Annotated in this window: 24 protein-coding genes and 1 pseudogene; 12 read left to right on the forward strand and 13 right to left on the reverse strand. The window is 71.4% G+C overall.

What is annotated here, in order from left to right; all coding sequences use genetic code 11:
* Nucleotides 1-58: 58 nt before the first annotated feature.
* Genes C6N40_RS07645 through C6N40_RS07655 form a run of 3 tightly spaced genes read right to left on the reverse strand, consistent with a single transcriptional unit; the run spans nt 59 to nt 2,397 of the window.
* The gene (locus tag C6N40_RS07645; protein WP_106990427.1) at nt 59-694 is read right to left on the reverse strand and encodes an SGNH/GDSL hydrolase family protein; all 636 of its coding nucleotides are present in this window, start codon (nt 692-694) and stop codon (nt 59-61) included.
* A gap of 13 nt (nt 695-707) precedes the next feature.
* The gene (locus tag C6N40_RS07650) at nt 708-1,952 is read right to left on the reverse strand and encodes an aminotransferase class I/II-fold pyridoxal phosphate-dependent enzyme (protein WP_106990428.1); all 1,245 of its coding nucleotides are present in this window, start codon (nt 1,950-1,952) and stop codon (nt 708-710) included.
* Nucleotides 1,953-2,010: 58 nt separating this feature from the next.
* Nucleotides 2,011-2,397: a DUF4345 family protein gene (locus C6N40_RS07655; RefSeq protein WP_106990429.1), complete on the reverse strand. Its 387-nt coding sequence runs from the start codon at nt 2,395-2,397 to the stop codon at nt 2,011-2,013.
* Nucleotides 2,398-2,459: 62 nt separating this feature from the next.
* Here C6N40_RS07655 and rsgA point away from each other — a divergent pair, with 62 nt between their 5' ends.
* The 6 genes from rsgA (at nt 2,460) to C6N40_RS07685 (ending at nt 11,141) form a co-directional block, all read left to right on the forward strand.
* Nucleotides 2,460-3,536 carry a ribosome small subunit-dependent GTPase A gene (rsgA, locus tag C6N40_RS07660; protein WP_106990430.1) on the forward strand — a complete coding sequence of 359 codons (1,077 nt, stop codon included), beginning with the start codon at nt 2,460-2,462 and terminating at the stop codon, nt 3,534-3,536.
* Entirely contained in the window at nt 3,536-4,798 is a 1,263-nt protein-coding gene (locus C6N40_RS07665) for a peptidase MATCAP family protein (RefSeq protein WP_106990431.1), read from the forward strand. Before rsgA ends, C6N40_RS07665 begins: the two co-directional genes overlap by 1 nt.
* A gap of 66 nt (nt 4,799-4,864) precedes the next feature.
* Complete coding sequence (locus tag C6N40_RS07670; protein ID WP_106990432.1) at nt 4,865-5,425, forward strand: ECF-type sigma factor; 561 nt, start codon at nt 4,865-4,867, stop codon at nt 5,423-5,425.
* Nucleotides 5,422-8,217: a serine/threonine-protein kinase gene (locus tag C6N40_RS07675; RefSeq protein ID WP_106990433.1), complete on the forward strand. Its 2,796-nt coding sequence runs from the start codon at nt 5,422-5,424 to the stop codon at nt 8,215-8,217. Before C6N40_RS07670 ends, C6N40_RS07675 begins: the two co-directional genes overlap by 4 nt.
* A complete protein-coding gene (locus C6N40_RS07680; RefSeq protein ID WP_106990434.1) occupies nt 8,214-8,750 on the forward strand; it encodes a hypothetical protein in 537 nt (178 codons plus the stop codon). Before C6N40_RS07675 ends, C6N40_RS07680 begins: the two co-directional genes overlap by 4 nt.
* 96 nt (nt 8,751-8,846) lie before the next feature.
* Nucleotides 8,847-11,141 carry an NADP-dependent malic enzyme gene (locus tag C6N40_RS07685; RefSeq protein WP_106990435.1) on the forward strand — a complete coding sequence of 765 codons (2,295 nt, stop codon included), beginning with the start codon at nt 8,847-8,849 and terminating at the stop codon, nt 11,139-11,141.
* A 38-nt stretch (nt 11,142-11,179) separates the two neighbouring features.
* Here C6N40_RS07685 and C6N40_RS07690 read toward each other — a convergent pair whose 3' ends face one another.
* From C6N40_RS07690 to C6N40_RS14580, 4 genes and pseudogenes are all read right to left on the reverse strand, one after another.
* Nucleotides 11,180-11,638 (reverse strand): STAS domain-containing protein, encoded by a 459-nt coding sequence (locus tag C6N40_RS07690; protein WP_106990436.1) that lies wholly within the window; start codon nt 11,636-11,638, stop codon nt 11,180-11,182.
* Nucleotides 11,635-12,063, reverse strand: a complete 429-nt coding sequence (locus C6N40_RS07695; RefSeq protein WP_106990437.1) for an ATP-binding protein — start codon at nt 12,061-12,063, stop codon at nt 11,635-11,637. The genes C6N40_RS07690 and C6N40_RS07695 overlap by 4 nt, the downstream gene beginning before the upstream one ends.
* Nucleotides 12,064-12,065: 2 nt before the next feature.
* The gene (locus C6N40_RS07700) at nt 12,066-12,509 is read right to left on the reverse strand and encodes a PP2C family protein-serine/threonine phosphatase (RefSeq protein WP_275887156.1); all 444 of its coding nucleotides are present in this window, start codon (nt 12,507-12,509) and stop codon (nt 12,066-12,068) included.
* A 73-nt stretch (nt 12,510-12,582) separates the two neighbouring features.
* Nucleotides 12,583-13,272 (reverse strand): annotated as a pseudogene (locus C6N40_RS14580) (PDC sensor domain-containing protein); the annotation flags it as partial.
* A gap of 33 nt (nt 13,273-13,305) precedes the next feature.
* Here C6N40_RS14580 and aceE point away from each other — a divergent pair.
* Both aceE and C6N40_RS07710 read left to right on the forward strand, forming a co-directional pair.
* Nucleotides 13,306-15,990 carry a pyruvate dehydrogenase (acetyl-transferring), homodimeric type gene (aceE, locus tag C6N40_RS07705; RefSeq protein WP_106990438.1) on the forward strand — a complete coding sequence of 895 codons (2,685 nt, stop codon included), beginning with the start codon at nt 13,306-13,308 and terminating at the stop codon, nt 15,988-15,990.
* Nucleotides 15,991-16,154: 164 nt separating this feature from the next.
* On the forward strand, nt 16,155-16,625 hold the full coding sequence (locus tag C6N40_RS07710) for a hypothetical protein (protein ID WP_106990439.1): 471 nt from the start codon (nt 16,155-16,157) through the stop codon (nt 16,623-16,625).
* A 316-nt stretch (nt 16,626-16,941) separates the two neighbouring features.
* Here the strand turns inward: C6N40_RS07710 and C6N40_RS07715 are convergent, their stop codons facing one another.
* Nucleotides 16,942-17,781: an AraC family transcriptional regulator gene (locus C6N40_RS07715; RefSeq protein WP_106990440.1), complete on the reverse strand. Its 840-nt coding sequence runs from the start codon at nt 17,779-17,781 to the stop codon at nt 16,942-16,944.
* A gap of 103 nt (nt 17,782-17,884) precedes the next feature.
* On the opposite strand from C6N40_RS07715, the gene C6N40_RS07720 reads away from it, so the two are divergent.
* From C6N40_RS07720 to C6N40_RS07730, 3 genes are all read left to right on the forward strand, one after another.
* Nucleotides 17,885-18,430, forward strand: coding sequence for a carboxymuconolactone decarboxylase family protein (locus C6N40_RS07720; RefSeq protein WP_106990441.1), 546 nt, complete (start codon nt 17,885-17,887; stop codon nt 18,428-18,430).
* Between the two features lie 270 nt (nt 18,431-18,700).
* On the forward strand, nt 18,701-20,095 hold the full coding sequence (locus C6N40_RS07725; protein WP_162782137.1) for a sigma-54-dependent transcriptional regulator: 1,395 nt from the start codon (nt 18,701-18,703) through the stop codon (nt 20,093-20,095).
* Nucleotides 20,079-20,576 (forward strand): hypothetical protein, encoded by a 498-nt coding sequence (locus tag C6N40_RS07730; RefSeq protein ID WP_106990443.1) that lies wholly within the window; start codon nt 20,079-20,081, stop codon nt 20,574-20,576. Before C6N40_RS07725 ends, C6N40_RS07730 begins: the two co-directional genes overlap by 17 nt.
* A gap of 7 nt (nt 20,577-20,583) precedes the next feature.
* On the opposite strand, the gene C6N40_RS07735 is transcribed toward C6N40_RS07730, so the two are convergent.
* Nucleotides 20,584-21,369 (reverse strand): RES domain-containing protein, encoded by a 786-nt coding sequence (locus C6N40_RS07735; protein ID WP_162782138.1) that lies wholly within the window; start codon nt 21,367-21,369, stop codon nt 20,584-20,586.
* 301 nt (nt 21,370-21,670) lie between these two features.
* Between C6N40_RS07735 and C6N40_RS07740 the strand changes: the two genes are divergently transcribed.
* Complete coding sequence (locus C6N40_RS07740; protein ID WP_106990445.1) at nt 21,671-23,107, forward strand: protein adenylyltransferase SelO; 1,437 nt, start codon at nt 21,671-21,673, stop codon at nt 23,105-23,107.
* Nucleotides 23,108-23,117: 10 nt separating this feature from the next.
* Here the strand turns inward: C6N40_RS07740 and C6N40_RS07745 are convergent, their stop codons facing one another.
* The 4 genes from C6N40_RS07745 to C6N40_RS07760 form a co-directional block, all read right to left on the reverse strand.
* The gene (locus tag C6N40_RS07745; protein ID WP_106990446.1) at nt 23,118-23,540 is read right to left on the reverse strand and encodes a universal stress protein; all 423 of its coding nucleotides are present in this window, start codon (nt 23,538-23,540) and stop codon (nt 23,118-23,120) included.
* Nucleotides 23,541-23,609: 69 nt separating this feature from the next.
* Entirely contained in the window at nt 23,610-24,380 is a 771-nt protein-coding gene (locus C6N40_RS07750) for a GGDEF domain-containing protein (RefSeq protein ID WP_106990447.1), read from the reverse strand.
* 119 nt (nt 24,381-24,499) lie between these two features.
* Nucleotides 24,500-25,261 carry an ABC transporter permease gene (locus C6N40_RS07755; protein ID WP_106990448.1) on the reverse strand — a complete coding sequence of 254 codons (762 nt, stop codon included), beginning with the start codon at nt 25,259-25,261 and terminating at the stop codon, nt 24,500-24,502.
* A complete protein-coding gene (locus C6N40_RS07760; protein WP_106990449.1) occupies nt 25,258-26,211 on the reverse strand; it encodes an ABC transporter ATP-binding protein in 954 nt (317 codons plus the stop codon). The genes C6N40_RS07755 and C6N40_RS07760 overlap by 4 nt, the downstream gene beginning before the upstream one ends.

Consider the following 26,211-nt stretch of genomic DNA (forward strand, 5'->3'; position numbering starts at 1 on the left):
CAGGTTCACTTGGTTGCCGAAGTCAACCTGGCCCCTTTCTTAAAATGCACCTGTCCCCTTAACGGAGCAGGGATTCGGCGACGGGCAGGGCCAGGGCGGTCCAGTCGGCGTAGGCCCGGGCCGAGGGGTGCAGGCCGTCGCCGGCGATCCGCTCGGGTTGGTTGCCCGGGGAGCGGCTGGCCGGCGTGATGTCGACGAAGGCGACGCCGCGGGCGGCGCATTCGGCCCCTGCTGCTGCGTTGAAAGCGTCGAGTTCGGCGGCGATGCGCGCCAGGTCGCGGCCGCTGTCGCGGGCGAAGGGGGTCACGCCCCAGTCCGGGATCGACAGCACCAGCACCCGGCCCGGGCGGTCGCCGGCCAGGGCAATCGCCCGCCCGAGCAGGGCGGCGAACTCGCGGCGGTACTCGTCCACGCCGCGGCCGCGGTACTGGTTGTTCACGCCGATCAGCAGCGACACGAAGCCCCACCGGCCCAGCGGTTCGGCCGCATCCATCGCCGCCGAAAGCTCGTCCGTGGTCCAGCCGGTAGTGGCGATGCAGCGCGGCGCCGCCAGCGGCACGCCGCGGGCGCGCAGCCCCGCCGCGAGCTGGGCCGGCCAGCGCCCGTCCTCTTCCACGGCCTCGCCGATGGTGTAGGAATCGCCCAGCGCCAGGTAACGGATCGGCGCATCGTCCCGGCCGGCTGCGAACGTCATCGCCGCGGGCTCCTCAGGCCACCTGCCGGCGCGCCGCCGCTTCGGCGCGGTGCGACAGCACGCGGTCGATGCGGGTGAACACCTCGCGCACCAGCCCCGCCTCCGGCAGCAGCGTGATCCGGAAGTGCCGCGAGCCCGGCACGTTGAAGCCGCTGCCCGGCACCACCAGCACGTCCTCGGTTTCCAGCAGTTCGAGCGCGAATGCCTGGTCGTCGAAGCCTTCGGCCGCCTGGCCCATCACCTCGGGGAAGGCATAGAGCGCGCCCTGCGGCGCCACCAGCGACAGGTGTTCGCTGGCCGCGCAGCCGGCGATCACCGCCTGGCGCGAGGCATGCAGGCGACCGCCCGGCGCGGTCAGTTCGCGGATGGTCTCCGGCCCCTGCAGCGCGGCCGGCACCGCGAACTGGCCCGGCACGTTCGCGCACAGGCGCATCGCGCCCAGCAGGTCCATCGCATGGTGCAGGTCGCCCACCCGCAGCGGATCGCCCGACAGCACCGCCCAGCCCACGCGCCAGCCGCAGGCGCGCCAGACCTTCGACAGGCCGCCGAAGCTCAGGCAGGGCACGTCGCCGGCCAGCGGCGCCAGCGGCGTGAATTCGGCGCCGTCGTAGAGGATGCCGTCGTAGATCTCGTCGGCCATCAGCAGCAGGCCGTGGCGCGCGGCGATGTCCACCAGCCGGTGCAGCAGTTCCGGCGGGTAGTTGGCGCCGGTGGGGTTGTTGGGGTTGATCACCACCAGCGCGCGCGTGCGCGGCGTCACCAGCCGCTCGATCTCGTCCGGGTCGGGCAGGAAGCCGTTTTCCGGCGCGCAGCGGTAGTACACCGGCCGCCCCTGGTTGAGGATGGTGGCGGCGCTCCAGAGCGGGTAGTCGGGCGAGGGCAGCAGCACCTCCTCGCCGGGGTTGAGCAGGGCGCGCAGCGAGATGTCGATCAGCTCGCTCACGCCGTTGCCGATGAACACGCGCTCGGCGCAGGCGTTGGGCGTGCCGCGCTCGCGGTGCACGGCGGCCACGGCCTCGCGCGCCAGCGGCAGGCCCTGCTGGTGCGTGTACGGGTCGGAGGCGTGCACGTGGCCGGTGAGCGCGGCCTGCAGGTGGTCGGGGGCGCGGAAACCGAAGGCACCCGGGTTGCCGATGTTCAGGCGGACCAGCTGCCGGCCCTGGCCCTCGAGTTCGCGGGCGCGGCGGGAAAGTTCGCCGCGGATGTCGTAGCGGACCTCGCGCAGGCTTTCGCGGGTCGGCAGCGGGCTGTGGGGCATGGAACGTCGCGCTCGGGGGGAGAGAATCACCCGAGGTTAACGGAATCTTGACGCGCTTTCAGCCCGGATTCCGGCCCCGCCACAGCGCCAGAGCGGCGGCCGCCGCGAAGCCCAGCTCCCAGGCCAGGGCGCAGGTGAAGAAGGGGATGTACTCGCCGGTCTGGGCGATGCCCAGCAGGCGCACCGCCGCGATGCCGCCATTGGCCAGCAGCACCAGCCACAGCCCCGGCCGCCGCCAGCCCGGGCACCAGGCGCAGGCCAGCAGGAAGGCGCCCAGGCCCAGCTCCAGGCCGCCATAGAAGGCCTGCAGTTCGACCACGCCGGCCGGCGTGCCGCTGATGCCGACGCCGCCGAGCACGCCGGCCGGGTCGGCCGCGATGGCGGCGCCGAAGCCCAGGAAACCCAGGCCGGCGAGGGCAAGTACGGTGGCGGCGAATCGTCCCATGGCCGCCAGACTGGCCCGGGCGCGGTGAGCGCGGCGTGTTCGCCGTCGTATGATCGCGGCCAATGCATCCTGCCATCGACGACCTCGAGCCCCTGCGCGCCCTCGGCTGGCCCGACGACCCCACCGCGCGCGAGGCCCTGGCCGCGGCCGCCGGCGTCCGCCTGGCGCGCGTGGCCAGCCAGCACCGCACCGCCTACGACGTGGCCCTCGGCCCCGAGGAGCTGCGGCGCGTGCAGCCGCCGATGCCCTGGACCCGCCCGCGCTTCCCGCCCGACCAGCGCGCCGCCGTCGGCGACTGGGTCACGCTCGACGCCACCGGCAAGACCATCGTCGACCTGCTGCCCCGGCGCTCGGTGCTCAAGCGCGGCGCCGCCGGCGAACACCACCGCCAGCAGCTGATCGCCGCGAACGTGGATCACGTGCTGGTGGTCGTGGGCCTGGACCAGGACTTCAACCCGCGCCGCATCGAGCGCTACCTGGTGCTGATCCGCGCCTCCGGCGCCTCGCCGGTGCTGGTGCTCACCAAGGCCGACCAGTGCGAGATCGTCGACGACTGCGTCGACCTGCTCGCCGAGGTCGCCGAGTCCGGCGTGCCGATCCATCCGGTCAACGCCAAGGACCCGGCCTCGGCCGCCGTGCTCCACCCCTACCTGGGCCCCGGCCGCACGGTGGTGCTGGTGGGCAGTTCGGGCGCAGGCAAGTCCACGCTCACCAACACGCTGCTGGGCCGGCAGAAGATGAAAACCAACGCCGTGCGCGCCAACGACTCGCGCGGCCGCCACACCACCACCGCGCGCGTGCTCATGCCGCTGCCCCAGGGCGGCTGCCTGATCGACACGCCCGGCATGCGCGAGGTCAAGCTCAGCGGCGACGAAGACGTGGTCGAGAGCTTCGACGACATCGAGCGCCTGGCCGCCGACTGCCGCTTCCGCGACTGCGCGCACCTGGGCGAGCCCGGCTGCGCGGTGCGCGCGGCCATCGAGGAAGGCGAGCTCGACGAGGCGCGTTTCGCCAATTTCGCCAAGCTGCGCGACGAACTCGAAGCCGCCGCCACCTCCCAGGCCGAGCGCAAGGCCGAGGCCCGCGTGCTCGAAAAGACCCCGGGCAAGCGCATCAAGGACAAGTACGGGCGCCGCTGATGGATGCCGACGCGCGCTCGCTGGCCCACCACGCCGCGCTCGACGCGAAGCTGGTGGCCGCCGCGCGTGGCATCCGCCTGCTCGAGGCGGTGAGCTGGCCCGAGCGCGAACAGGCCATGTTCCTCGGCGCCTGGCGCGTGGGCCGCATCCACCTGCCCGACCATGAGTATCCGCGCGGCGACCATGTCGAACGGCGGCGCGAACTGCAGGCGGTGTTCGACCAGGCCGACCCCGACGATCCGCTCGGCCGCTACCTGCGCACCACCGCCGAGAGCTGGATCACCACCACCCACCTGCTCGACGCGCTCGGCACGCCGGCGGTCACCGAACATTCCGCGCGCCTGTTCGGCCGGCCCGTGGAGGTGCTGCCCGGCGGCGGCCCGACCAGCCTGGAGGCCGCCCGGCACTTCATCGGCCTGGCCGATGCCATGGACCAGGAGCTGCGCGAGGTCGAGCCCGAGTACGTTTTGCCGGCCGAAACCGTGCAGGCCGAACTGCAGGCCGCCGTGTCGGCGTTCTTCACCGACCACGTGGTGCGGGTGGAGCTCGACGACAGCCTGATCGCCAAGGCCGCCGCCAGCGCCACCCGCATCCGCCTGCGCACGAACACCGGCTTTTCCGAGTACGACCGCAACCAGCTGCTGGTGCACGAGGCCTTCGTGCATTCGCTCACCGGCATCAACGGCCGGGAACAGCCGCACCTCAAGTCGATGGCGCGCGGTTCGCCGCGCACCACCGCCACCCAGGAGGGCCTGGCCACCTTCGCCGAGCTCATTTCCGGCGCGATGGACATCGAGCGCATGAAGCGCATCAGCCTGCGCATCGTCGCCATCGAGATGGCGATCCAGGGCGCGGGCTTCGTGGACGTGTTCAGGCATTTCCTCGAGGCCGGCCAGGGCCCGGTGGACAGCTTCACATCCACCCAGCGCGTCTTCCGCGGCGTGCCGCTCGAGGGCGGCGCCGCGTTCACCAAGGACGCGGTCTACCTGCGCGGCCTGCTCGGCGTGCACACCTTCTTCCGCTGGTGCCTGCGCCACCACCAGCTGGGCCGCGCCCGGCAGCTGTTCGCCGGCAAGCTCGCGCTCGAGGACGTGTTCTCGCTCGAGCCGGCGTACGCGTCCGGTGCGGTCGCGCCAGCGCGTTACCTTCCGCCGTGGATGCAGCGCGCCAACGGACTGGCCGGGAACCTGGCGTTCTCGCTGTTCGCCAACAAGATCCGGCTCGACCGGGTCGAGGCCGACGACCTGGTGCTGGGTCTCTAGCCGCGCTGCCACGCGCAGCCGCCGGTGGCGGTTAGGATGGGAAACCTGGGGCCGGGGAGGGCCGGGATGTCGGAGATCACCGAACTTCTGCAACGTGCCGGCGACGGCGACGCACAGGCGCTCGACGCCGTGTTCCAGGCGCTCTATCCGGAGCTGCGCCGGCTCGCGCAGGCGCGCCTGGCCGGTGCCGGCGGCCAGCTCAGCCCCACCGTGCTGGTGCACGAGGTCTACCTGCGGCTGGTGGGCAACGAAGGCCTGTCGATCAACGACCGCGGCCATTTCTTCGCCTGCGCCGCCAAGGCCATGCGCCACATCGCCATCGACGAGCTCCGGCGCGACCTGGCCGCCAAGCGCGGCGGCGGCCAGGGCGCGGTGACGCTGGACGAAAACCTCTCCGAACTCGCCATGGCCGGCAACTCCGACCTGCTGGCCGTCAGCCAGGCGCTGGACGTGCTGGGCGAGCTCAACCCGCGCCAGAAGCAGGTGGTCGAGCTGCGTTTCTTCGCCGGCCTGGAGTTCCAGGAAATCGCCGACCTGCTCGGCTGCTCGCTGCGCACCACCAAGCGCGAGTGGGAGCGCGCCCGCGCCTTCCTCTACGCCCAGCTGGCAGACGCCCCGGGCGGATGAGCACCGGCGACCTCTCGCTCTGGCGGGCCGCCGACGAGATCTTCGACCGCCTGCTCGACCTGCCCGCCGACGAGCGCGAGGCCGCGCTGGCGGCGATGGCGCTCGACCCGGTGCTCGAAGCGCACGTGCGCCGGCTGGTGGCGGCGCACGACCGCGCCGACGGCCCGCTCGACCCCGCCGGGCCCGACGCCGAACTCGAAGGGCGCTGCATCGGCCGCTGGGTGCTGGAGGACGAAATCGGCCGCGGCGGCATGTCGGTGGTCTACCGCGCCCGCACCGACGAAGGCGGCGAAACCCGGGTGGCGGCGATCAAGCTGCTCACGCTCGGCGCCCTGGTCGCCGGCGGCGTGCAGCGCTTCAAGCGCGAGCAGGCGATCCTGGCGCGGCTGCAGCACCCGCACATCGCCGGCCTGCTCGACTGCGGCGTCACCGAGGACGGCACGCCCTGGCTGGCGATGCCGCTGGTGGACGGCCAGCCCATCGACCAGTGGTGCGACGAGCGCAACCTCGGCGTCGGCGCCCGCGTGCAGCTGATGCTCGACGTCTGCGACGCCGTCGCCTACGCCCACCGCAACCTGGTGATCCACCGCGACATCAAGCCCAGCAACGTGCTGGTGGATCGCGAAGGTTACGTGCGCCTGCTCGACTTCGGCATCGGCGGCATGCTCGAAAGCCGCCAGGCCGGCATGACGCTCACCCGCATGCTGGCCTGGACGCCGCAGTACGCCGCCCCGGAGCAGTTCAAGCTGGCGCCGGCCTCGACGGCGATGGACGTCTACGGCCTGGGCGCGCTGCTCTTCCGGCTGCTCACCGGCCGGCCGCCGCGCGAGGGCCCGCCCGACGGCCAGCCGGTGACGCTGCCCTCGCGGGCCTGCCTGGACGACGACACGGCCACGGCGCCGCTGCGCCGCGCGGCTTCGAAGGCGCTGCGCGGTGACCTCGACGCGATCGTGCTAAAGGCGCTGGCGCCCGACCCCGAGGACCGCTACCGCTCGCCCGACGCGCTGGCGCGCGACCTCGGCAACTGGCTGCGCGACCGTCCGGTGCGGGCGCGCGGCTCGGGCACCTTCTACCGCCTGCGCTGCTTCCTGCGCCGGCACCGCGCCGGCGTCGCCGGCGGCATCGTGCTGGCGCTGGTGCTCGGCGGCGGCCTGGCGGCCACGCTCTGGCAGGCCGAGCGCGCCCGCGCCGAGGCGGCGCGGGCCACCGCGGTCAAGGACTTCCTGGTCGAACTGTTCGAATCGGCCGACCCCGAAGTCGAGGCCGGGCGCGTGCCCGACACGCTCACCGTGCTCTCGCGCGGCGCCGGCCGCGTGCACCGGGAGCTGGCCGGCGAACCGGCGCTGGCGGCCGAACTGCTGCACACCATCGGCCGCGTGCAGCTGCACCTGGGCGACTACGCAGCCAGCCGCGAGCAGCTGCTGGCCGCGTACGAACTCGGCCGCCGGCACAAGCTGCCGGCGCCGGCGCGCGGCCGCACCCTGCTGCAGCTCGGCGTGCTGGGCATCGAGACCGGCCGCTACGACGACGCCCGCGACTGGCTGCTGCGGGCGCGCGACACGTTGGCGGGGCTGAAGGATGCCGAGTCGCGCTCGGCGCTGGCCTACGTGCACATGTACCTGGGCAGCGTCGCGACCTCGCTGGGCGAACACGAAACGGCGCTGGCCGAGCTGGCGCAGGCCGAAGCCATCGAGTCCACGCTCGAGCCCGACGGCCGGCGCCGCGGGCACCTGCGGATCCACCAGGCCCAGTCGCTGCGCGCCGCCGGGCGTGCCCGCGAAGCCTGGGACGTGCTGCGCGAGGCCGTCGACCGCATTCCCGAGCCGGGCATCGCCGACCTGCCGCTGCTGACCGCGCTGGGCAGCGTCGCCGGCGACCTGGGCCGGCACGAGGAAGCCGAGCGCTATTTCCGGCGCGTGGTGGAAACCATGCGCGCGGCCTACCCGCCGGGCAGCCCGGCCCTGGCCACGCCGCTCAACAACCTGAGCCTGGCGATCAGCGCGCGCGGCCGCCACCGCGAGGCCGAGCCGGTGCTGCGCGAGGCGCTGGCGCTTCGCCGGGCCTCGGTGGGCAGCGACAGCGCCCGGCTGGCGCCGGTGCTGTCGAACCACGGCACGATGCTGATGCGCCTGGGCCGCGCCGACGAAGCCGTGGCCGCCTTCGACGAGGCGCTGGCGGCCGCCGAGGCCGGCCTCGGCCCGCTGCACGAGCGCAGCCTGATGGTGCTCTCGTTCAAGTGCCAGGCGCAGGCGCTGGCCGGCAGGGCCGACGAAACGGCGGCCTGCGAGTCGCAGCTGCTGGCGCGGCTGCCGCGCCGGGCCGCGATGCCGGGCGCACGCCAGGCCGCGGACGACAACCTGCGCCGGCTGGCGCTGGCGCGGCTGCTGCTGGGCCAGCCCGGGCCGGCGCTGGCCCTGCTCGGCCGGATGTCGCCGGCGCCGGAAACCGACGCGCCCGACCGCGCCCGGCTGCAGGCCGAGGCCTGGCGCCTGCTGGCCCACGCCCTGCAGGGCCTGTCCGAACCCGCGGCCGCGGCCGCGCTGGCCGCGCACCTGCCCGCGTTGGCCGACGGCAGCTTCGAGCAGGCCGACCTGCGCCTGGCCCTGGCTGCCCAGGCACGCGTGTCCGGCGATGTCGCGACTTCCGAGGCGCGGCTGCGCGAGTTGCGCACGCCCTTCCTCGAAGGCGAGGTGCCGGCGCGGGTGGAGTCGATGGTCGCCCGCGTGCGAAATCTCGCACCGCATCCGGTAAAAGACGGAATCGATCCTCGGCAAAGAACCGGAAAGCGATGAATACGATTCGCAGGCAACTGCTGGTCCTCGGGGCCTGCCTGGGCCTGGCGGCCTGCGCCAGCATCCCGCTCGGCACGCTGTGGAAGCTGCGTGGTTTCGACGAGCAGACGCTCGAGCGCCTGGAGCCGACCGACCTGCGCGCGGCCGTGGCGCTGAAGCCGGAAGCGGACGTGCTGCCCGACAGCGTCAGGCTGGCGCTGGAACTGCAGCGCCGGGACAGGCCGCCCGAGCGCCATGCCTTCGGGCTCGAGCCGGGCACCGGGCCCGGCCCGCTGGACCGCCGCCTGCGCTACAGCGTCTGGCAGCTCGACCAGGCCGGGCTCAAGGCCCTGGCCAGCGTGCAGCGGACGATGCGCGCCGCCCGGGCCGCCGACGAGGACGCCTACACCGGCGCCACCTTCTCCGTGAACTTCCGGCCCGACCTGGGCGACGCGCCGCCCGCGGCCCTGCAGGTGTCGGTGCAGCTGATGCTGGCGCCGGAGGACGGCTGGATGCTGCTGATCGACGAGGCGAACATCCCGGTCAGCCGCTAGCGCGCCGGGCCCCATACGGCTGCGTCGGCAGCCCCCCGGGCGGGGGGCTACAATCGGGGTCTTTCGCGCCCTGTCCGGCGCACCCAGCCAGAAACCATGTCCGAACAAGAAGACTTCAAGCAGGCCGCCCTCGAGTACCACCGCCAGGCCCCGGCGGGAAAGATCAAAGTCACCCCGACCAAGGCGATGGTGACCCAGCGAGACCTGGCGCTGGCCTACTCGCCCGGCGTGGCCGCGGCCTGCGAGGCCATCGTCGCCGACCCGGGCGAGGCCAGCGCGCTCACCGCCCGCGGCAACTTGGTGGGCGTGATCACCAACGGCACCGCCGTGCTGGGCCTGGGCGACATCGGCCCGCTGGCCGGCAAGCCGGTGATGGAAGGCAAGGGCGTGCTGTTCCAGAAGTTCGCCGGCATCGACGTGTTCGACCTCGAGGTCAACGAGCGCGACCCGGACAAGCTGGTCGAGATCATCGCCGCGCTCGAGCCCACCTTCGGCGGCATCAACCTCGAGGACATCAAGGCGCCCGAGTGCTTCGTGGTCGAGAAGAAGCTGCGCGAGCGGCTGAAGATCCCGGTGTTCCACGACGACCAGCATGGCACCGCCATCATCGTCGGCGCGGCGCTGATCAACGCGCTGCACGTGGTGGGCAAGGACATCGCCAGCGTGCGGCTGGCGGTCAGCGGCGCCGGCGCCGCCGGCATCGCCTGCCTGGACATGATGGTGGCGCTGGGCGTGAAGCCGGAGAACATCCTGGTCACCGACCGCGACGGCGTGCTGCACACCGGCCGCGCCGACCTGCAGCCCGGCGGCGCCAACCACGGCATCGTGCGCTACGCCCGCGACACCAGCGCGCGCACCCTGGCCGACATCATCGTCGGCGCCGACGTGTTCGTCGGCGTCTCGGCCGGCGGCGTGCTCAAGCCCGAGATGGTCAAGCAGATGGCCGAGCGCCCGGTGATCTTCGCGCTGGCCAACCCCACGCCCGAGATCGACCCGAAGCTGGCCCGCGAGGCGCGCCCGGACGCCGTGATCGCCACCGGCCGCAGCGACTTCCCGAACCAGGTCAACAACGCCCTGTGCTTCCCCTACATCTTCCGCGGCGCGCTGGACGTGGGCGCGACGACGATCAACGAGGAGATGAAGCTGGCCTGCGTGAACGCCATCGCCGACCTGGCGCGGCGCGAGGCCACCGACCTGGGCGCGGCCTACGGCGGCGAAACGCCGCGCTTCGGCGCCGACTACCTTATCCCGCGGCCCTTCGACCCGCGCCTGTTGGTGTCGCTGGCGCCGGCCGTGGCCAGGGCCGCCATGGATTCGGGCGTGGCCACCCGGCCGATTTCCGACCTGGCCGGCTACCGCGACCGCCTGAGCAGCTGGGTCTTCCGCACCGGCCTGCTGATGAAGCCGGTGTTCGACCGCGCCCGCGACGACCGCAAGCGCGTCGTCTACGCCGAGGGCGAGGAAGAGACCGTGCTGCGCGCCGTGCAGACGGTCGTCGACGAAGGCCTGGCGAAGCCGATCCTGGTGGGCCGCCCGGCGGTGATCGAGCGCCGCATCCAGCGCCTGGGCCTGCGCCTTCGCATCGGCGAGGACGTCGAGGTCACCAACATCGACGACGACCCGCGCTTCAACGACTACTGGCAGCTCTACCACGAGATCATGCAGCGCAAGGGCATCACGCCCTCGGCGGCCAAGGCCATCGTGCGTTCGCGCGACGTGGTGATCGCGGCGCTGATGGTGCGCCGCGGCGAGGCCGACGCGCTGCTGTGCGGCCTGGTCGGCCGCTTCGTGCGCAAGCTCAAATACATGCGCGAGATCCTGGGCCTCGAGAACGAGGTGCGGGGCCTGTCGGCGCTGAGCGCGGTGATCAACGACAAGGGCGTGTTCTTCTTCACCGACACCCACGTGCAGGTCGAGCCGACGGCCGCGCAGGTGGCCGAATCGGTGGTGCAGGCGGCGTTCCGCCTCAAGCTGTTCGGCATCACGCCCAAGGCGGCGCTGGTCAGCCACAGCAACTTCGGCTCGAGCGAGTCGGCCAGCGCGCAGAAGATGCGCGACGCGCTAGCCATCCTGCGCGAGCGGGCGCCCAAGCTCGAAGTCGAGGGCGAGATGCACGCCGACATCGCGCTCAACGCCGAGGCGCGCAGCCGCATCCTGCCGGAATCGCGCCTGCACGGCCGCGCCAACCTGCTGGCCTTCGCCAACCTCGACGCGGCCAATGCCAGCTACAACCTGGTGCGCAACATCACCGACGGCGTGGGCATCGGCCCGATCCTGATGGGCCTGGCGGCCTCGGCCCACGTGCTGACGCCCTCGGCCACGGTGCGCCGCGTCGTCAACATGACCGCGATCGCTGCCGTCGACGCCCAGATCCGCGCCGCCCGCGGCTAAGAAACGGGGTCAGGTTCAGCGGCCGGGGACAGGTGCATTTAAGGCGCGGGCCGGGCTTGCTTCGTTACCGAAGCTCTCCCGGCCCGCGCCTTAAATGCACCTGTCCCCGATCTGGCGTATTCGTCGTCGCCCTCGAGGACCTTGCGCTGCATGGCGTCGAGGTAGGCGTCGGCCTCGGCCACCGAGGCGAAGATCTCGTTCATCGGCACCGCCTTGACCACGTCGAAGACCTTCTGGATCTGCGGCTGCGGGTTGACCACCAGCACCTTGCCGCCGCGGGCCGCCAGCGCCTTGCGCGCCTTGAAGATCGAGCGCACGTCGGCCGAGCTGATGTATTCGAGCCCGGCCAGGTCGAGCACCAGCGATTTGTTCATCGTCTCGAGCACCGGCGCCAGCAGGCGGTCGAGCTCCTGGTAGGTGTGGGTGTCGAGGCGCCCGGCGATGGCGACGCGCTGGCTGCCGTTGGCGGCGGGCTCGATCTGGACGCTCAGGCTCATGCGGGGCTCCCTTTCGGTTCGGTGCGCAGCACCACGCGCAGGATGTTGTGTGGTTCTTCACGACGATAGCTGACCTCCTCGGCCAGCTCCCGGATCAGGTGCACGCCCAGGCCGCCGATCGGCCGATCCCGGATGTCGGCGTCGAGGTCGGGCGCGGGGCGTTCGAGCGGGTTGTAGGCGAGGCAGTCGTCCCTGAACTCCAGCGTGACCACGCCATCGCGCACGTCGATGCCCACCCTGATCTCGTGTTCGCGGCCTTCGATGCGGCCGTACTCGAGCGCGTTGCAGACCACCTCTTCGGCGACCAGCTGCACGTCGTGCGCCACCAGGCCGCCCACGCCCTCGCGCGCGAGCACGCCGTCGATGGCGGCGGCCAGGTCGGCCAGCTGGCTTTCTTCCTGCGGCACCCGGAGCCGGATCTGCATGCTCAGTCGTCCCCCTGTCCTTCGCGCCGGTAATGCAGGGCCAGCACGGTGATGTCGTCGGACTGCGGCGCCTCGCCCGCGTGCGCCTGCACCGCCGCCAGCAGCGCCTCGCAGTGCCCGGCCGGGCTGCGCGGCGTGGCCAGCACCGCGAGCAGGCGCTGCTCGCCGAAGGCCTGGTCGGCCAGGTCGAAGGCCTCGGTGACGCCGTCGGTATAAAGCAGCAATCCATCGCCGGGTTCAAGCCGGCCACTCCAGGTTTCGAACGTGGCGTCGGCCTCGAAACCCAGCGGCGGGCCACCCGGAAGCGTCAGCCAAGCCGGCGCGGCGTCGCCGCGCAGCAGCACCGGCGGCTCGTGGCCAGCGCTGGCCATCTCCAGCTCGCCGGTGGCCAGGTCGAGCTTGCCGCAGACCACGGTGGCGAACATGCGGGTGTCGTTGCCTTCCACCAGGTGGCGCGGCCTCGGCCAGGGCCCGCGCCGGCGAGCCGCCCAGCTTGGCCGCCACCTCGAGCACGGTGACGGTGCGGGCCATGAACAGCGCCGCCGGCACGCCCTTGTCGGAAACGTCGCCGATGACGAACCACAGCCGGCCGTCGCCCTCGCGGCGGCGGTACCAGTCGAAACCCGGATCGTCGGGGGCCAGCCGGCCGGGTTCGATGATGACCATGACGCCGGCGATGTCGGGGTCGGCGTCGAGCGTGGCCGACATCAGCGCGCGCAGGTCGAAAGGCTGGCGGCCCAGGCCCGAGGCGGCGCCGGCCAGGGTGCGGCCGCTGACTTCGACCGACTCGAGCGTGGCGGCCAGGCCGCCGGCCGACTGCTGGGCCAGGCCGTTCATCTCGGTGCGGGCATTGGCCAGCAGCACGCCGCGGACCGCGACGTAGAAGATCAGGGCCACCGCCACCCGCAGGAGCGCGCTGGTCAGGCTGGTCCAGAGCACCAGCCGCGTGCGCAGGCTGCGCCGCCAGGGGATCTGGCGGGCGGGCAACGCGGCAGGGTTGTTCCCGGCTGGCTGCATCGGGGGGCTCCGGTACCTGCCCGCAGCAGAGCGGGGCAGAGCGGGGTCAGGTTCATTTTTGGGCGGTCGACACTCGGGCGCCGGGCCTCTGCCCGCCCAAAAATGAACCTGACCCCAGAGGCGCCATACCCAGGCGAAGGGCCGGCCAACGGCAGGGTGGGCTAAACTTGCAGGTCTCGACGAATCCCCCATGGACCGCCGGCGCCGCCGGCCGCAGGAAGTGCAATGAACTGGCTCAACGACGCCCTGGACAACGACCTCGACCCCACCGAAACCCGCGAGTGGGTCGAATCCATGAAGGCGGTGCTCGACGCCGACGGCCCGGATCGCGCCCACCACCTGCTGCAGAACATGGTGGAGCTGACCCGTCGCGCCGGCGCGCACATGCCGTTCCTGCCGACCACCGAATACATCAACACCATCCCGCCGCACCTGGAAGCCAAGAGCGACGGCGACGCGGCGATGGAATGGCGCATCCGCAGCATCATCCGCTGGAACGCCATGGCCATGGTGGTGCGCGCCAACCGCAAGCCGGGCGACCTGGGCGGCCACATCGCCAGCTTCGCCTCGGGCGCCACGCTCTACGACGTGGGCTTCAACCACTTCTGGCGCGCGCCGTCGGCCGACCACCCGGGCGACATCCTCTACATGCAGGGCCACAGCTCGCCGGGCATCTACGCCCGCAGCTTCCTCGAGGGTCGCATCAGCGAGAGCCAGCTCGACAATTTCCGCATGGAAGTCGACGGCAAGGGCGTGTGCAGCTACCCGCACCCGTGGCTGATGCCGGACTACTGGCAGACCCCGACCGTGTCGATGGGCCTGGGCCCGATCAGCGCCATCTACCAGGCGCGCTTCCTGAAGTACCTCGAGGCCCGCGGCCTGATCGCGCCGAGCGACCGCAAGGTCTGGTGCTTCCTGGGCGACGGCGAGACGGACGAGCCCGAGAGCCTGGGCGCCATCGGCGTGGCCGGCCGCGAAGGCCTGGACAACCTGGTGTTCGTGGTGAACTGCAACCTGCAGCGCCTCGACGGCCCGGTGCGCGGCAACGGCAAGATCATCCAGGAGCTGGAGGGCAGCTTCCGCGGCGCCGGCTGGAACGTGATCAAGCTGATCTGGGGCAGCTACTGGGATCCGCTCCTGGCCCACGACACCGACGGCAGCCTGCGCAAGGTGATGATGGAAACCGTCGACGGCGAGTACCAGAACTGCAAGGCCTTCGGCGGCGCCTACACGCGCGAGCATTTCTTCGGCAAGACGCCGCAGACCCTGCAGCTGGTGTCGAACCTGAGCGACCAGGACATCGCCCGCCTCAACCGCGGCGGCCACGACCCGCACAAGGTGTACGCCGCCTACGACCGCGCGGTGAAGCACACCGGCCAGCCCACCGTCATCCTGGCCAAGACCGTGAAGGGCTACGGCATGGGCAGCTGGGGTGAGTCGCTCAACCCGACCCACCAGACCAAGAAGCTCGACGACTCGGGCGTGAAGGCCTTCCGCGACCGATTCCAGATCCCGATCAGCGACGACAAGATCCCCGAGGTGCCGTTCTACCACCCGGGCGAGAAGTCGCCGGAAGTGGAGTACCTGCGCAGCCGCCGCGAGAAGCTGGGCGGCTACCTGCCGCAGCGCCGCCGCAAGACCAGCAAGCAGCTCGAGGCGCCCAAGCTCGAGGTCTTCGACCGCCTGCTCAAGAGCACCGGCGAGCGCGAGAACTCCACCACCATGAGCTTCGTGCAGGCGCTCAACATCGTGCTGCGCGACAAGCAGGTGGGCCCGCTGTGCGTGCCGATCGTCGCCGACGAGGCGCGCACCTTCGGCATGGAAGGCCTGTTCCGCCAGATCGGCATCTACGCGCCGCAGGGCCAGAAGTACAAGCCGGTCGACGCCGACCAGCTGATGTACTACCGCGAGGACAAGGCCGGCCAGGTGCTGGAAGAGGGCATCACCGAAGCGGGCGCCTTCAGCAGCTGGATGGCGGCGGCGACCAGCTACTCGTCGTCCGACCAGCCGATGCTGCCGTTCTACATCTACTACTCGATGTTCGGCATGCAGCGCATCGGCGACAGCGCCTGGCAGGCGGCCGACATGCGTGCGCGCGGCTTCCTGCTGGGCGCCACCGCCGGCCGCACCACGCTCAATGGCGAGGGCCTGCAGCACCAGGACGGCCACAGCCACCTGCTGGCCGGCGCCATCCCGAACTGCCGCGCCTACGACCCGACCTTCGGCTTCGAAGTGGCGGTGATCCTGCAGCACGGCATGAAGCGCATGCTCGAGGACCAGGTGGACGAGTACTACTACCTGACCCTGATGAACGAGAGCTACGCCCACCCGGACATGCCGGAGGGCGCGGCCGAGGGCATCCTCAAGGGCATGTACCTGCTCAAGGACGCCGGCAAGCCCAAGAAGGGCGAGCTGCGCGTGCAGCTGCTGGGCAGCGGCACCATCCTGCGCGAGGCCATTGCCGCGGCCGAGCTGCTGGACAAGGACTTCGGCGTGAGCGCCGATATCTGGAGCTGCCCGAGCTTCACCGAGCTGCGCCGCGACGGCTTCGACGCCGAGCGCTGGAACCGCTTCAATCCCGAAGCCAAGACCCCGCGCAAGGCCTACGTGACGCAGTGCCTGGAAGGCCGCCAGGGCCCGGCCATCGCCGCCACCGACTACGTGCGCGCCTTCGCCGACCAGATCCGGGCGTTCGTGCCGATGCACTACACCGTGCTGGGCACCGACGGCTTCGGCCGCTCCGACACCCGTGCGAATCTGCGCCGCTTCTTCGAAGTCGACCGCTACTACATCGCCCACGCGGCGATCGCGGCGCTGGCAGCGGAGGGGAAGATGAACGGGAAGGATGTGGCGCGGGCGATTAAGCAGTACAAGATTGATCCGGAGAAAGCGAACCCCATCGGGGTCTGAAACCGGGGGCCAGTCGCAATCAGGAAATCTTGATTGCGACCGGCCCTTTCGGCGTCATCCCGGTGGGATGATCAGCAGCGCCACCCTCGGTAGCTGGAATTGGACGCCGCTCCCAGGATGACCCAAGCTGCGGGTTCGGAACCCGACAGCAGGTCAGGCCTCTTATGCCGCAGCAAAGCGATGCACTCGGGCAGTTCAGGGCGCGCCTCCTGGCCGAATGGCTCCCGGCCTTCGCAAATGACAGTAAGCGCGGTTACGGCGTCGAGGGATTCCGCGAGGATTCCATCTGCATCAGTGAGTTCGACGCGGTAAATTTCCTGCGGGCGATGGACGGCGGACTCGTCGAGGACCTCGGCGGTGGTCGATACCGATGCGCCCAGAGCCGGGCCAACGAGCAGATCTTCTGGGAGGGCCCGAAAAGGGACAGCCCGCGAAGCATAACGCTCTGGCTGGAGCCCGTGATCACTATCGGCACGCTCGCGAGGCTTGCCTATGACTTGGGGTGGCCCGCAGAGCGATTGGGGATGCAGACCATCGACTATGCGTTCGACCTGGCTGCATACAGGGAAGGCGGGCAGCAAGGGCTGGTCATCGCTTGCGAGGTCAAGAAGACCCAGGCCGAAGTTGATACCTGATCTCTGACCTGCAGTTCCACAGAGAGGAGCCGGAAGCCGGGCCGCGATCAAGCAAGCCGCGTCACCTGAATTCCTACAGGAAGTGGCTTTCCATGCGCAGGTGCCAGCCCTCCCTTCTGTGGGTCGTCGGGCCTGGTGCCTCGCCGGACTACACTTCGGCGATCCATCGCCATTTCGCGTAAAGAGCCAGTGGAGTGTCTTCTCCCTTAGCGCGTTCGGTCAAGTACCAGGCAGTACGGGGACGAGGTTCTGGGCGGCTGTCCGTGAAGTTGCGTAATCGCCTGCAGACCTGCGTGCCCCCATAGCGTTGCTAACTTCATTGGGCTCGCCACTCCCTCGGCGACACCCCACAAGCCCCACTAAACGCCCGCGACAACGCCGCCGCACTCCCATACCCCACCTGCTGCGCAATCCGCTCCAGCCCCTCGCCGCGCAGCAGCGCGTCCTTCGCCAGGGTGATGCGGTACTGCGCCAGGTAGGCTGCAGGCGTCTCCCCGACGACCTGCGCGAACACTTCTGCAAATCGACTACGCGACATCCCGGCGCGAGCGGCCAACGTTTCCAGCGTCCACGGGCTCGCGGGCTCGTCGTGCATGGCGACAAGGGCCTTTGCGAGCTGCGGGTGGCCCAGCCCCGCCAGCGGCCCGTCCTTGATGTGCCCGCTATCGAGCAGGTGCCGCAGCAGCAGCACCAGCACCGCGTCGAACAGGCGGTCCACCAGCACCTGGCGGCCGCAGCGCTGGGCGAAGGCTTCGTCGAACAGCAGGTCGAGCACGGGCGCGGCGCCGGGCAGGGCGGCCAGCGGCAGGCAGAGGAAGGGCGGCAGCGAGCGCGCGATGGGGTGGTGGGCGTCGCTGCGCACGGGCGCCGACACGGCGCCCCCAAAGGCGAGGTTGGCGCAGGCCATGTCGGCGCCCACGGTGGCGTCGCTGAGGAAGCGGTGCGCGAGCGGGCGCGGGTAGAACAGCAGGCTGGGTTCGTCCACGCGCACCACCTCGCCGGCGTGGCGCACCTCGAGCGGGCCGCGCCGCACCAGGTGCAGCTGCCCCAGGCCGTTGTCGTCGATGTCGGTGATGCCGCACAGCGGGCCGCTGTGGAACATCCGGGCGCTCACCGAGAAGCGGCTCAGCAGGCCCTGCAGGCGGTCGACGGCCATTCCGGACGCTCCATCAAGAAACGGGGACGAATCGTCACCAAGAGGCCGAGACTAGGCCCGATCCTGTGCTGGCGCAATTGGCGCCAACCACCCGGAGAGACCCATGTCCCGCGTTCCCCTGCACACCGCCGACACCGCCCCCGCCGCCAGCCAGCCGCTGCTGGCCCAGATCCACGGCGCGTTCGGCGCCACCCCGAACATGTTCCGCGCCGTGGCCAACTCGCCGGCCGCGCTGCAGCTGATGTGGACCGGGTTCGGCGCACTCGGCGGCGGCTCGCTGCCGGCGAAGTTGGGCGAGCAGGTCGCCGTCGCCATCGCCGACCGCAACGCCTGCGAGTACTGCCTGGCCGCGCACACCGCCCTGGGCCGCAAGGCCGGCGCCAGCGCCGAAGAGATGGCCGAGGCCCAGGCCGGCCGCAGCACCGACCCGAAGACGGCCGCCGCGCTCGCCTTCGCGCTCAAGGTGGTCGAGCGCCGCGCCGCGGTCGACGCCATCGACGTGCAGGCCCTGCGCAACGCCGGCTTCGACGACGAAGGCATCGTCGAGCTCATCGCCCACATCGCGCTCAACCTGTTCACCAACTACGTCAACGTGTCGCTCGCCGTGCCGGTGGACTTCCCGAAGGTGGCGCTGCGCAAGGCGGCGTGATGCGTCCCGTCGCCGGCACGGCGCTCGTGCCGGCGACGGCTAGCAGCGCCCCAGCCAGTCGCCGTGCGCCAGGTGCGCGTCCACGGCGCTTCGCGCAAGGCTCACCGGCTGTGAGCGCCGCTTGCCGTGGCAAGTCCGATGCCAATCGCAGCCCGCCCGCGCAGGTTTTACACATCCGTGTAATATCGCCACGACGCCCCCGGAAACGCGATGCCTGTCGCCAATGCGCACCCGCGTTGGAGCAGACTGCCACTACCGGAGGTCGCTGCCATGGCCCATCGCCCCGTCCTGCTGATCGTCGATGACGATGTAGGCTTCGTGCGGGCCGCCGCCGAGATCTCGGGCGGCCTGGGGTTCGACGTCGTCATCGCCGGCAGCCTCGCCCAGGCTCGGCTGCGCCTGCGCGAACACGCCTTCGACGTCGCCCTCGTCGATCTGTCCCTGCCAGACGGCAGCGGCCTGGAGCTGCTCGAGCACCTCGACCTCGGCGGCCGCACCCAGGTGATCCTGATCACCGGCCACCCCACGGTGGAGTCGGCGCTCAAGGCCATGCACCTGCCGATCGTCGACTACGTGGTCAAGCCGCTGCAGGTCGCCCGGTTCCGCCAGCTGCTGCAGACGGCCGCCGCCCGCCAGCCCGCCAGCGAGCCGGCACCCAGCGAACCCTGGCACGGCCTGGCCGGCCCGTCGCCGGCCATGGATGCCGTGCGCCGGCAGGTGCGCCGGGTGGCGCCCACCGACGCCTCGGTCTTCCTCGAGGGCGAAAGCGGCACCGGCAAGGAACTGGTGGCCGCCGCCATCCACGCCGAGAGCGGACGCGACGGTGCCTTCGTCGCCTTCAACTGCGGCGCGGTGCCGGCCGACCTGCTCAGCAGCCAGCTGTTCGGCCACGAGCGCGGCAGCTTCACCGGCGCCAACGCGCGGCACCTGGGCCTGTTCGAGCAGGCCCAGGGCGGCACGCTCTTCCTCGACGAGATCGGCGAGATGCCCGTGCACCTGCAGGTGCACTTGCTGCGCGCGCTGGAAACCCGGCGCATCCGCCGGGTCGGCGGCAGCGAGGACATCCACCTCGACGTGCGCGTGGTGTCGGCCACCAACCGCCCGCACGGCGAGGCCATCGCCGCCGGCCGGTTGCGCGAGGACCTCTACTACCGGCTGGCGGAATTCCCGATGTCGGTGCCGCCGCTGCGCGACCGGCCGATGGACATCCTGCCGATCGCCCAGCTCTTCCTCGACCGGCTCAACCGCCGCTGCGGCACCCAGCGCGTGCTCACCCGCGAGGGCGCCGACCGGCTCACGCGCTACCGCTGGCCGGGCAACATCCGCGAGCTCAAGAACATCATCCAGCGCGCCTACATCCTGGCCGACGGCGACCTGGTGACGCCGGGCCTGCCGCTCGACGACGCCGCGCCCGCGTCCGAGACCGCCAGCACCATCACCTTCGCGGTCGGCACGCCGCTGCACGAAATCGAGCGGCGCATGCTGTTCAAGACCCTGGCCTACTTCGACAACAACAAGTCCAGGGCGGCGCAGGTGCTGGGCATCGCCACCAAGACGCTCTACAACCGCCTCAACAGCTACCAGGCCGAGCCGGCCGGCCAGCCTGCGCTGGGCGAAGGCTTCGAGGACGCCGAGGCAGGGGAGGCCGATGGAGACCGCACCTGAGCTGGCCCGCCTGTTCCCACCCGTCCTGCGCGCCTGGCTGGCGGCGCGCGGCTGCGAGGACGCCCGCTGGGTGCCGGCGGGCGAGCGCCCGCCCGCGCCCGAAGGCAGCCGCGTGTTCGACTTCCCCATCGACCTGCCGGGCAGCCCGCTGCGCTGGCTGGTGCTGCGCCTGCACTTCGCGCCGGGCTGCGGCCTGTCGCCCGACGAGCGCGGGCGCGTGGCCACCTACCTGGGCGCGCTGGCGCCGTTCCTGGCCGGCTGGTCGCCGGCCACCCGCGACCCGTGGGTGACGCTCTCGCGCGAGACGCTGATCGTGGTGGAGCACCAGGTGCGCAACTTCCTCAACTCGCTGCTCATGAACGCCGCGGTGCTCAGCCTGCACGCGGGCGGGGACGGGCCCGACCCGGTGCTCGAGCAGATCGAGAGCGACGGCCAGCGCTGCCTGGACGTGGTGCGGCAACTGCTGCATCCGCCGGCCTGAGCCGCGCTCAATGCCGCGCCCGGCGGCGGTCGAGCAGCAGCGGCCGGGCGTCGAAGCGCTGCAGCCGGCCGATGTCGGGGTGGCGCGGGTTGGCCAGGAGGTTGTACTCGCCCGGGCACACCGGACTGGGCACGCGCAGCAGCACCGATTCGCGCTGCGAGGCCCAGCGCACCACGTCGCGGCGCAGGCGCGCCACCGTCATCATGTCGCCGTCGGCGGCCACGCCCTCGAGCGCACGCATCAGGTGTGGCGCGAACGCCAGCCGCACCAGGCAGCGCGGCTCGTCCTCGGCGAAGCCGTGCAGGGTGAGCGCGTCGAGCGCCGCCAGCGCCGGGCTGGCGGCCAGCGACAGCGCCGGCATGTCGGTCGGCAGCCAGCGCTCCTGCCCGCGCGTGTGCCAGTCGGAGATCGACAGGCTGGCCATCGAGGCGCGCAGCACGACGAAGGCGGGCACCAGCTCGAGGTCGAGCAGGGGCGTGGATTCGTCGTCGTCCGATTCCAGCGCCTCGTCCAGGCCCGCCGGCAGCGGGTCGTCGCCCGACAGGTAGGACCAGGCCGCCATCACGCGGCGCCGCGCCTGCGGCCAGGGCAGCGCCGACAGCGTGCCCAGGTCGGCCCATTGCAACTCCAGTTCCCACTCCACGCTGGGGTCGAGCGCGCCGCCGTAGGCCGCGTGCGACAGGCAGGCGAGCGCGTAGGCCGGCGCGGCGTCTTCCCAGCTCGCGCCTTCCTCGGCGAGCTGGGCATGGTGCCACTGGGCAAACGCCGGGAAGCCGGACGGCATGCGCGTCATGCCCTGGAGTGGCAGGAATTTCGCGACGAAGTCGGATTCCACCGACAACACGTCCTGCATCGCACGGCGCAGGCCGTCCGGCCCCGGCGGGGGGACAGGCGGGGAGGGGGCATCAAGGACAATCGCTTGCTCGATCATGGTCGTCTCCAGGCGACGGGGTGGTCTGCCTGGAGTGCTGCACGAAGCTTGCCAAGCCCGGGAGGCCCGTTTCATGCGGGTTTCGCGCGTGCGCAACGGGTAAATGCTGCAAACACCGTGGCGCGTTTCCCCGGCTTCACGGCCCGCGGGTGATACTGCGTGCATGTTCGAACACACCTACGCCGCGCTCGGCGAAGACTTCGCCGCCCCGGCCCGGCCCATGCCGGTGGCCGCGCCGCGCCTTCTCGCCTGGAACGCGCCGCTGGCCGACGCGCTGGGCCTGCCGGCCGCCTGGCAGGCGCAGGCCGCGCAGCTGTTTTCCGGCAACACGCTGCCCGAGGGCGCAGAGCCGGTGGCGCTGGCCTACGCGGGCCACCAGTTCGGCCATTTCGTGCCGCGGCTCGGCGACGGCCGGGCCATCCTGCTCGGCGAGTGGCTGGCGCCCGACGGCCGTCGCGTCGACCTGCAGCTCAAGGGCGCCGGGCCCACGGCGTTCTCGCGCCGCGGCGACGGCCGCGCGGCGATCGGGCCGGTGCTGCGCGAGTTCCTGGTCAGCGAGGCCATGCACGCGCTCGGCGTTCCCAGCACGCGTTCGCTGGCGGCGGTGGCCACCGGCGACGTGGTGGTGCGCGACGAGATCCTGCCCGGCGCCGTGCTCGCCCGCGTCGCCGCCAGCCACGTGCGCGTGGGCACCTTCCAGTACTTCGCCGCGCGCGGCGAGGACGCCGCGGTGCGCGCGCTGGCCGACCACGTCATCGCGCGGCACTACCCGCCGGTGGCCGCGGCCGAAGATCGCTACCTGGCACTGCTCGAAGCGGTGGCGGCGCGGCAGGCGGCGCTGGTGGCGAAATGGATGCACGTGGGCTTCATCCACGGCGTCATGAACACCGACAACATGGCCGTGTCCGGCGAAACCATCGACTACGGGCCCTGCGCCTTCCTCGACGAGTACCACCCGGCCAAGGTCTTCAGTTCGATCGACCGCAACGGGCGCTACGCCTACGGCAACCAGCCGCCGATCGCGCAGTGGAACCTGGCGCGGCTGGCCGAGTGCCTGCTGCCGCTGTTCGCGCGCCAGGGCGACGAGGGCGTGGCCGATGCGCGGGCGGTGATCGAGGGTTTCGCCGGCCTGTACCAGCGCGCCTGGCTCGAGGGGCTGCGCCCGAAGCTGGGGCTGGCCGCGGCCGGCGACGACGACGAGGCGCTGGGCCGCGACTTCCTGGCGGCGCTGCAGGCCGTGGAGGCCGACTACACGCTGTCCTTCCATGCCCTGGCGGCGGCACTGGACGGCGAGGCCGCCGGGCTGCCGCGCACGCCGGCGATGGATGCCTGGCGCGCGCGCTGGCAGGCGCGGCTGGCCGCGGAAGGGCGGCCGGCGGAAGCCGTGCGTTCGACGCTGCGCGCCGCCAACCCGGCGGTGATCCCGCGCAACCACCAGGTCGAGGCGGCGCTTGGCGCCGCCGCCGCGGGCGACCTGCAGCCCTTCGAGGCCCTGCTGGCCGCCGTGCGCCGGCCGTTCGACGACGGCCCGGCGCAGCAGCCGTTCATGGCGCCGCCCGATCCCGGGCAGCGCGTACTGCAGACTTTCTGCGGAACCTGAGCCGCGCGCCTCAGCGCACGACCAGCACCGGCACGTTGCTCTGCGAGAGCACCTTGGCCGCCACCGAGCCCAGCAGCGCGCTGCTCAGCGCCGTGCGCCCGTGCGAGCCCATGATCACCAGGTCGAACTTGCCGGCCTTGGCGGCCTTGATGATCGCCGGCGCGGCATCGTCCACCGCGGTCTTCTCGGTGAACTCGAGCTTGGCGCGGCGCAGCGCGGTGCGCGAGGGCTTCAGGGCGAAGTCGTGGTTGCCCTGGTGGTACTTGCGGGTGCCTTCGAGGCCGAGTTCGGCCGCCACGCGGCGCATCAGCGGCACGTCGGCGTGCATCAGCACCAGGGTCGGCGGCTCGACCATCGACTTGGCCAGGTGGATGGCCACCTTCGTGGCTTCCTGCGCCGCCTTGCTTCCGTCAACCGCCAGCAGGATCTTCATGGTCTCGCGTCTCCGTCAGGGTGTCCTGCGTACAGATTACCCCGGCGGCGCCCGCGCGCCGAATCCTGCTCAGCGCATCGGGCGGCCGGGCACCAGGCGCAGGTGCCGGTACGCCTGCCGGACCGGCGCCGGCCCGAAGCTGACCTGGTCGCGGCCGGCGTCCTTGGCCTGGTAGAGGGCGTCGTCGGCCCGGCCCAGCCAGCGCTGCCAGTCATCGTCCGGGGCCAGGGTGGCCGGCTCGCCCAGGGCCAGGTGCGTGCGCGCGGCGTCGTCGATCTCGCCCTCCAGGCTGCGGCGGTTGCCCAGGCCGGTCAGGGGGTCGCGGGACGCAAGCTGCTCGAGCTTGCCGCGCTGGTTCTCGGTCAGGCTGGCGAAGATGTAGGCGTACATCATCACCAGCAGCGTGCTGACCAGGAAGGCGGTGGCGGGCATGAAGCCGCCCAGGTTGCCGAACGCGAGCTGGGCGGCCACCAGCACCAGGCTGCAGGTCACCGCCAGCCAGCGCGGCGCCAGCACGAAGTTGGCCAGGACCACCGCATACGCCCAGAACTGGCTGGTGGTGCCGACGGTTTCGGTCAGCAGCGCGCCGGTCGCCGACACGCCGACGGCGAGCACCTTGCCCACCAGCTCGCTGCGACCGGTGCGCCAGGCGTAGAGCACGCCGCCGGAGATCAGCAGCACCAGCACCGTGTCCAGCCCCGCCGCCACCCACTCGCTGTTGAGCGCGCGCATGAACGCGAACGGCGTGATCCCGGCGACCGCCAGCACGCCGAACATCAGGATCATCGCCAGCCTGGCGTCGGTGCCGATGTGGTGGACGAGTTTGTCGCGCAGGCTCATGGCCCGACTGTGCGTCGCGGCGCGGCCCGCGGACTGCGAACCGGATCAGGAATCCGCGATGGCCGGCGTGGCCGGATGCTGGATTTGTGCGGCCCCGCACATCCCCGCCGGGGCCCGCCTCAGGACTTAAGCCGCCAGCCGCTCAGGAAAATGGCCCGCACCGCGAGCAGGCACAGCAGCAGGAAGCCGATGATGGCCGCGAAGCTCACCACCACGTCCACGTCCGACTGCCCGAAGAAGCTCCAGCGGAAGCCGCTGATCAGGTAAACCACCGGGTTGAGCAGCGCGATCTTCTGCCACACCGGCGGCAGCATGTCGATCGAGTAGAACGCGCCGCCCAGGAAGGTCAGCGGCGTCATCACCATCAGCGGGATCACCTGCAGCTTCTGGAAGTCGGTGGCCCACAGGCCGATGATGAAGCCGAACAGGCTGAAGCTCACCGCCGTGAGCACCAGGAACAGGGCCATCGCCAGCGGGTGGGCGATCTCGTAGTCGACGAAGAAGCGGGCCGTGAGCAGGATCAGCAGGCCCAGCACCACCGACTTGGTGGCCGCCGCGCCGACGTAGCCCAGCACCGCCTCCACCCAGCCCACCGGCGCCGACAGCAGCTCGAAGATGGTGCCGGCCCACTTGGGCATGTAGATGCCGAAGGCGGCGTTGGAGATCGACTCGTTGAGCAGCGAGAGCATGATCAGGCCGGGGATGATGAAGGCCCCGTAGCTCACCCCGCCCACTTCGCCCATGCGCGCGCCGATGGCGGCGCCGAACACCACGAAGTACAGCGAGGTGGTGAGCACCGGCGAGACGATCGACTCGCCCAGCGTGCGGAAGGTGCGCGCCATCTCGAAGCGGTAGATGGCGCTGACGGCGTGCCAGTTCATGGCGTGCCCGCCTTGCCGCGGTGGACCAGGTTCACGAAGATCTCCTCGAGCGAGCTCTCTTGGGTGTTGAGGTCGCGGAAGTCGATGCCATGCTCGGCCAGGCGGCGCAGCAGGGTGGCGATGCCGGTGCGCTCGCCCTGGATGTCGAAGGTGTAGACCAGCGACAGGCCGTCTTCCGACAGCTCCAGCGGCTGCCCGGCCAGCTCCGGCGGGATCGCCGCCAGCGGCGCCTGCAGGTGCAGGGTGAGCTGCTTCTTGCCCAGCTTGCGCATCAGCGCGTCCTTCTCGTCCACCACCACCAGCTCGCCGTGGTTGATCACGCCGATGCGGTCGGCCATCTCCTCGGCTTCCTCGATGTAGTGCGTGGTGAGGATGATGGTGGTGCCTTTCCCGCGCAGTTCGCGCACCAGGCTCCACATGTCGCGGCGCAGCTCGACGTCCACGCCGGCGGTGGGCTCGTCCAGGAACAGGATGGCCGGCTCGTGCGCCAGCGCCTTGGCAATCAGCACCCGGCGCTTCATACCGCCCGACAGCGTCATGATCTTGGCGTCGCGCTTGTCCCACAGGCTCAGCGAGCGCAGCACCTTTTCCAGGTGCGCGTCGTCGCGCGGCTTGCCGAACAGGCCGCGGCTGAGCCGCACGGTGGCCCACACGGTCTCGAAGGAATCGGTGTTCAGCTCCTGCGGCACCAGGCCGATCTTCGCGCGCGCCTGGCGGAACTCGCGCACGATGTCGTGGCCGTCGGCCAGCACCGTGCCGCGGCTGGCGTTGACGATGCCGCAGACGATCGAGATCAGCGTGGTCTTGCCGGCGCCGTTGGGCCCGAGCAGGGCGAAGATCTCGCCGCGGCGGATGTCGAGGTCGACCGACTTGAGCGCGACGTGGCCGCTGGCGTAGGTCTTGCCCACGCCGCGGATGGAGAGGATCGGGTCGCCGGACGGCTGGTTCAT

The organism is Arenimonas caeni (assembly GCF_003024235.1).
GTDB classification, from domain to species: domain Bacteria; phylum Pseudomonadota; class Gammaproteobacteria; order Xanthomonadales; family Xanthomonadaceae; genus Arenimonas; species Arenimonas caeni.

What these genes read in the sequence shown, in the direction of transcription:
- C6N40_RS07715 (WP_106990440.1), bottom strand. Translation starts at nt 17,781, where the DNA reads ATGGCCGTCGACCGCCTGCAGGGCCTGCTGAGCCGCTTCTCGGTGAGC.
- C6N40_RS07720 (WP_106990441.1), top strand. Translation starts at nt 17,885, where the DNA reads ATGTCCCGCGTTCCCCTGCACACCGCCGACACCGCCCCCGCCGCCAGC.
- rsgA (WP_106990430.1), top strand. Translation starts at nt 2,460, where the DNA reads ATGCATCCTGCCATCGACGACCTCGAGCCCCTGCGCGCCCTCGGCTGG.
- C6N40_RS07740 (WP_106990445.1), top strand. Translation starts at nt 21,671, where the DNA reads ATGTTCGAACACACCTACGCCGCGCTCGGCGAAGACTTCGCCGCCCCG.
- C6N40_RS07750 (WP_106990447.1), bottom strand. Translation starts at nt 24,380, where the DNA reads ATGAGCCTGCGCGACAAACTCGTCCACCACATCGGCACCGACGCCAGG.
- C6N40_RS07755 (WP_106990448.1), bottom strand. Translation starts at nt 25,261, where the DNA reads ATGAACTGGCACGCCGTCAGCGCCATCTACCGCTTCGAGATGGCGCGC.
- C6N40_RS07680 (WP_106990434.1), top strand. Translation starts at nt 8,214, where the DNA reads ATGAATACGATTCGCAGGCAACTGCTGGTCCTCGGGGCCTGCCTGGGC.
- C6N40_RS07685 (WP_106990435.1), top strand. Translation starts at nt 8,847, where the DNA reads ATGTCCGAACAAGAAGACTTCAAGCAGGCCGCCCTCGAGTACCACCGC.
- C6N40_RS07695 (WP_106990437.1), bottom strand. Translation starts at nt 12,063, where the DNA reads ATGCAGATCCGGCTCCGGGTGCCGCAGGAAGAAAGCCAGCTGGCCGAC.
- C6N40_RS07675 (WP_106990433.1), top strand. Translation starts at nt 5,422, where the DNA reads ATGAGCACCGGCGACCTCTCGCTCTGGCGGGCCGCCGACGAGATCTTC.
- C6N40_RS07725 (WP_162782137.1), top strand. Translation starts at nt 18,701, where the DNA reads ATGGCCCATCGCCCCGTCCTGCTGATCGTCGATGACGATGTAGGCTTC.
- C6N40_RS07760 (WP_106990449.1), bottom strand. Translation starts at nt 26,211, where the DNA reads ATGAACCAGCCGTCCGGCGACCCGATCCTCTCCATCCGCGGCGTGGGC.
- C6N40_RS07745 (WP_106990446.1), bottom strand. Translation starts at nt 23,540, where the DNA reads ATGAAGATCCTGCTGGCGGTTGACGGAAGCAAGGCGGCGCAGGAAGCC.
- C6N40_RS07735 (WP_162782138.1), bottom strand. Translation starts at nt 21,369, where the DNA reads ATGACGCGCATGCCGTCCGGCTTCCCGGCGTTTGCCCAGTGGCACCAT.
- aceE (WP_106990438.1), top strand. Translation starts at nt 13,306, where the DNA reads ATGAACTGGCTCAACGACGCCCTGGACAACGACCTCGACCCCACCGAA.
- C6N40_RS07645 (WP_106990427.1), bottom strand. Translation starts at nt 694, where the DNA reads ATGACGTTCGCAGCCGGCCGGGACGATGCGCCGATCCGTTACCTGGCG.
- C6N40_RS07655 (WP_106990429.1), bottom strand. Translation starts at nt 2,397, where the DNA reads ATGGGACGATTCGCCGCCACCGTACTTGCCCTCGCCGGCCTGGGTTTC.
- C6N40_RS07710 (WP_106990439.1), top strand. Translation starts at nt 16,155, where the DNA reads ATGCCGCAGCAAAGCGATGCACTCGGGCAGTTCAGGGCGCGCCTCCTG.
- C6N40_RS07670 (WP_106990432.1), top strand. Translation starts at nt 4,865, where the DNA reads ATGTCGGAGATCACCGAACTTCTGCAACGTGCCGGCGACGGCGACGCA.
- C6N40_RS07690 (WP_106990436.1), bottom strand. Translation starts at nt 11,638, where the DNA reads ATGAGCCTGAGCGTCCAGATCGAGCCCGCCGCCAACGGCAGCCAGCGC.
- C6N40_RS07650 (WP_106990428.1), bottom strand. Translation starts at nt 1,952, where the DNA reads ATGCCCCACAGCCCGCTGCCGACCCGCGAAAGCCTGCGCGAGGTCCGC.
- C6N40_RS07730 (WP_106990443.1), top strand. Translation starts at nt 20,079, where the DNA reads ATGGAGACCGCACCTGAGCTGGCCCGCCTGTTCCCACCCGTCCTGCGC.
- C6N40_RS07665 (WP_106990431.1), top strand. Translation starts at nt 3,536, where the DNA reads ATGGATGCCGACGCGCGCTCGCTGGCCCACCACGCCGCGCTCGACGCG.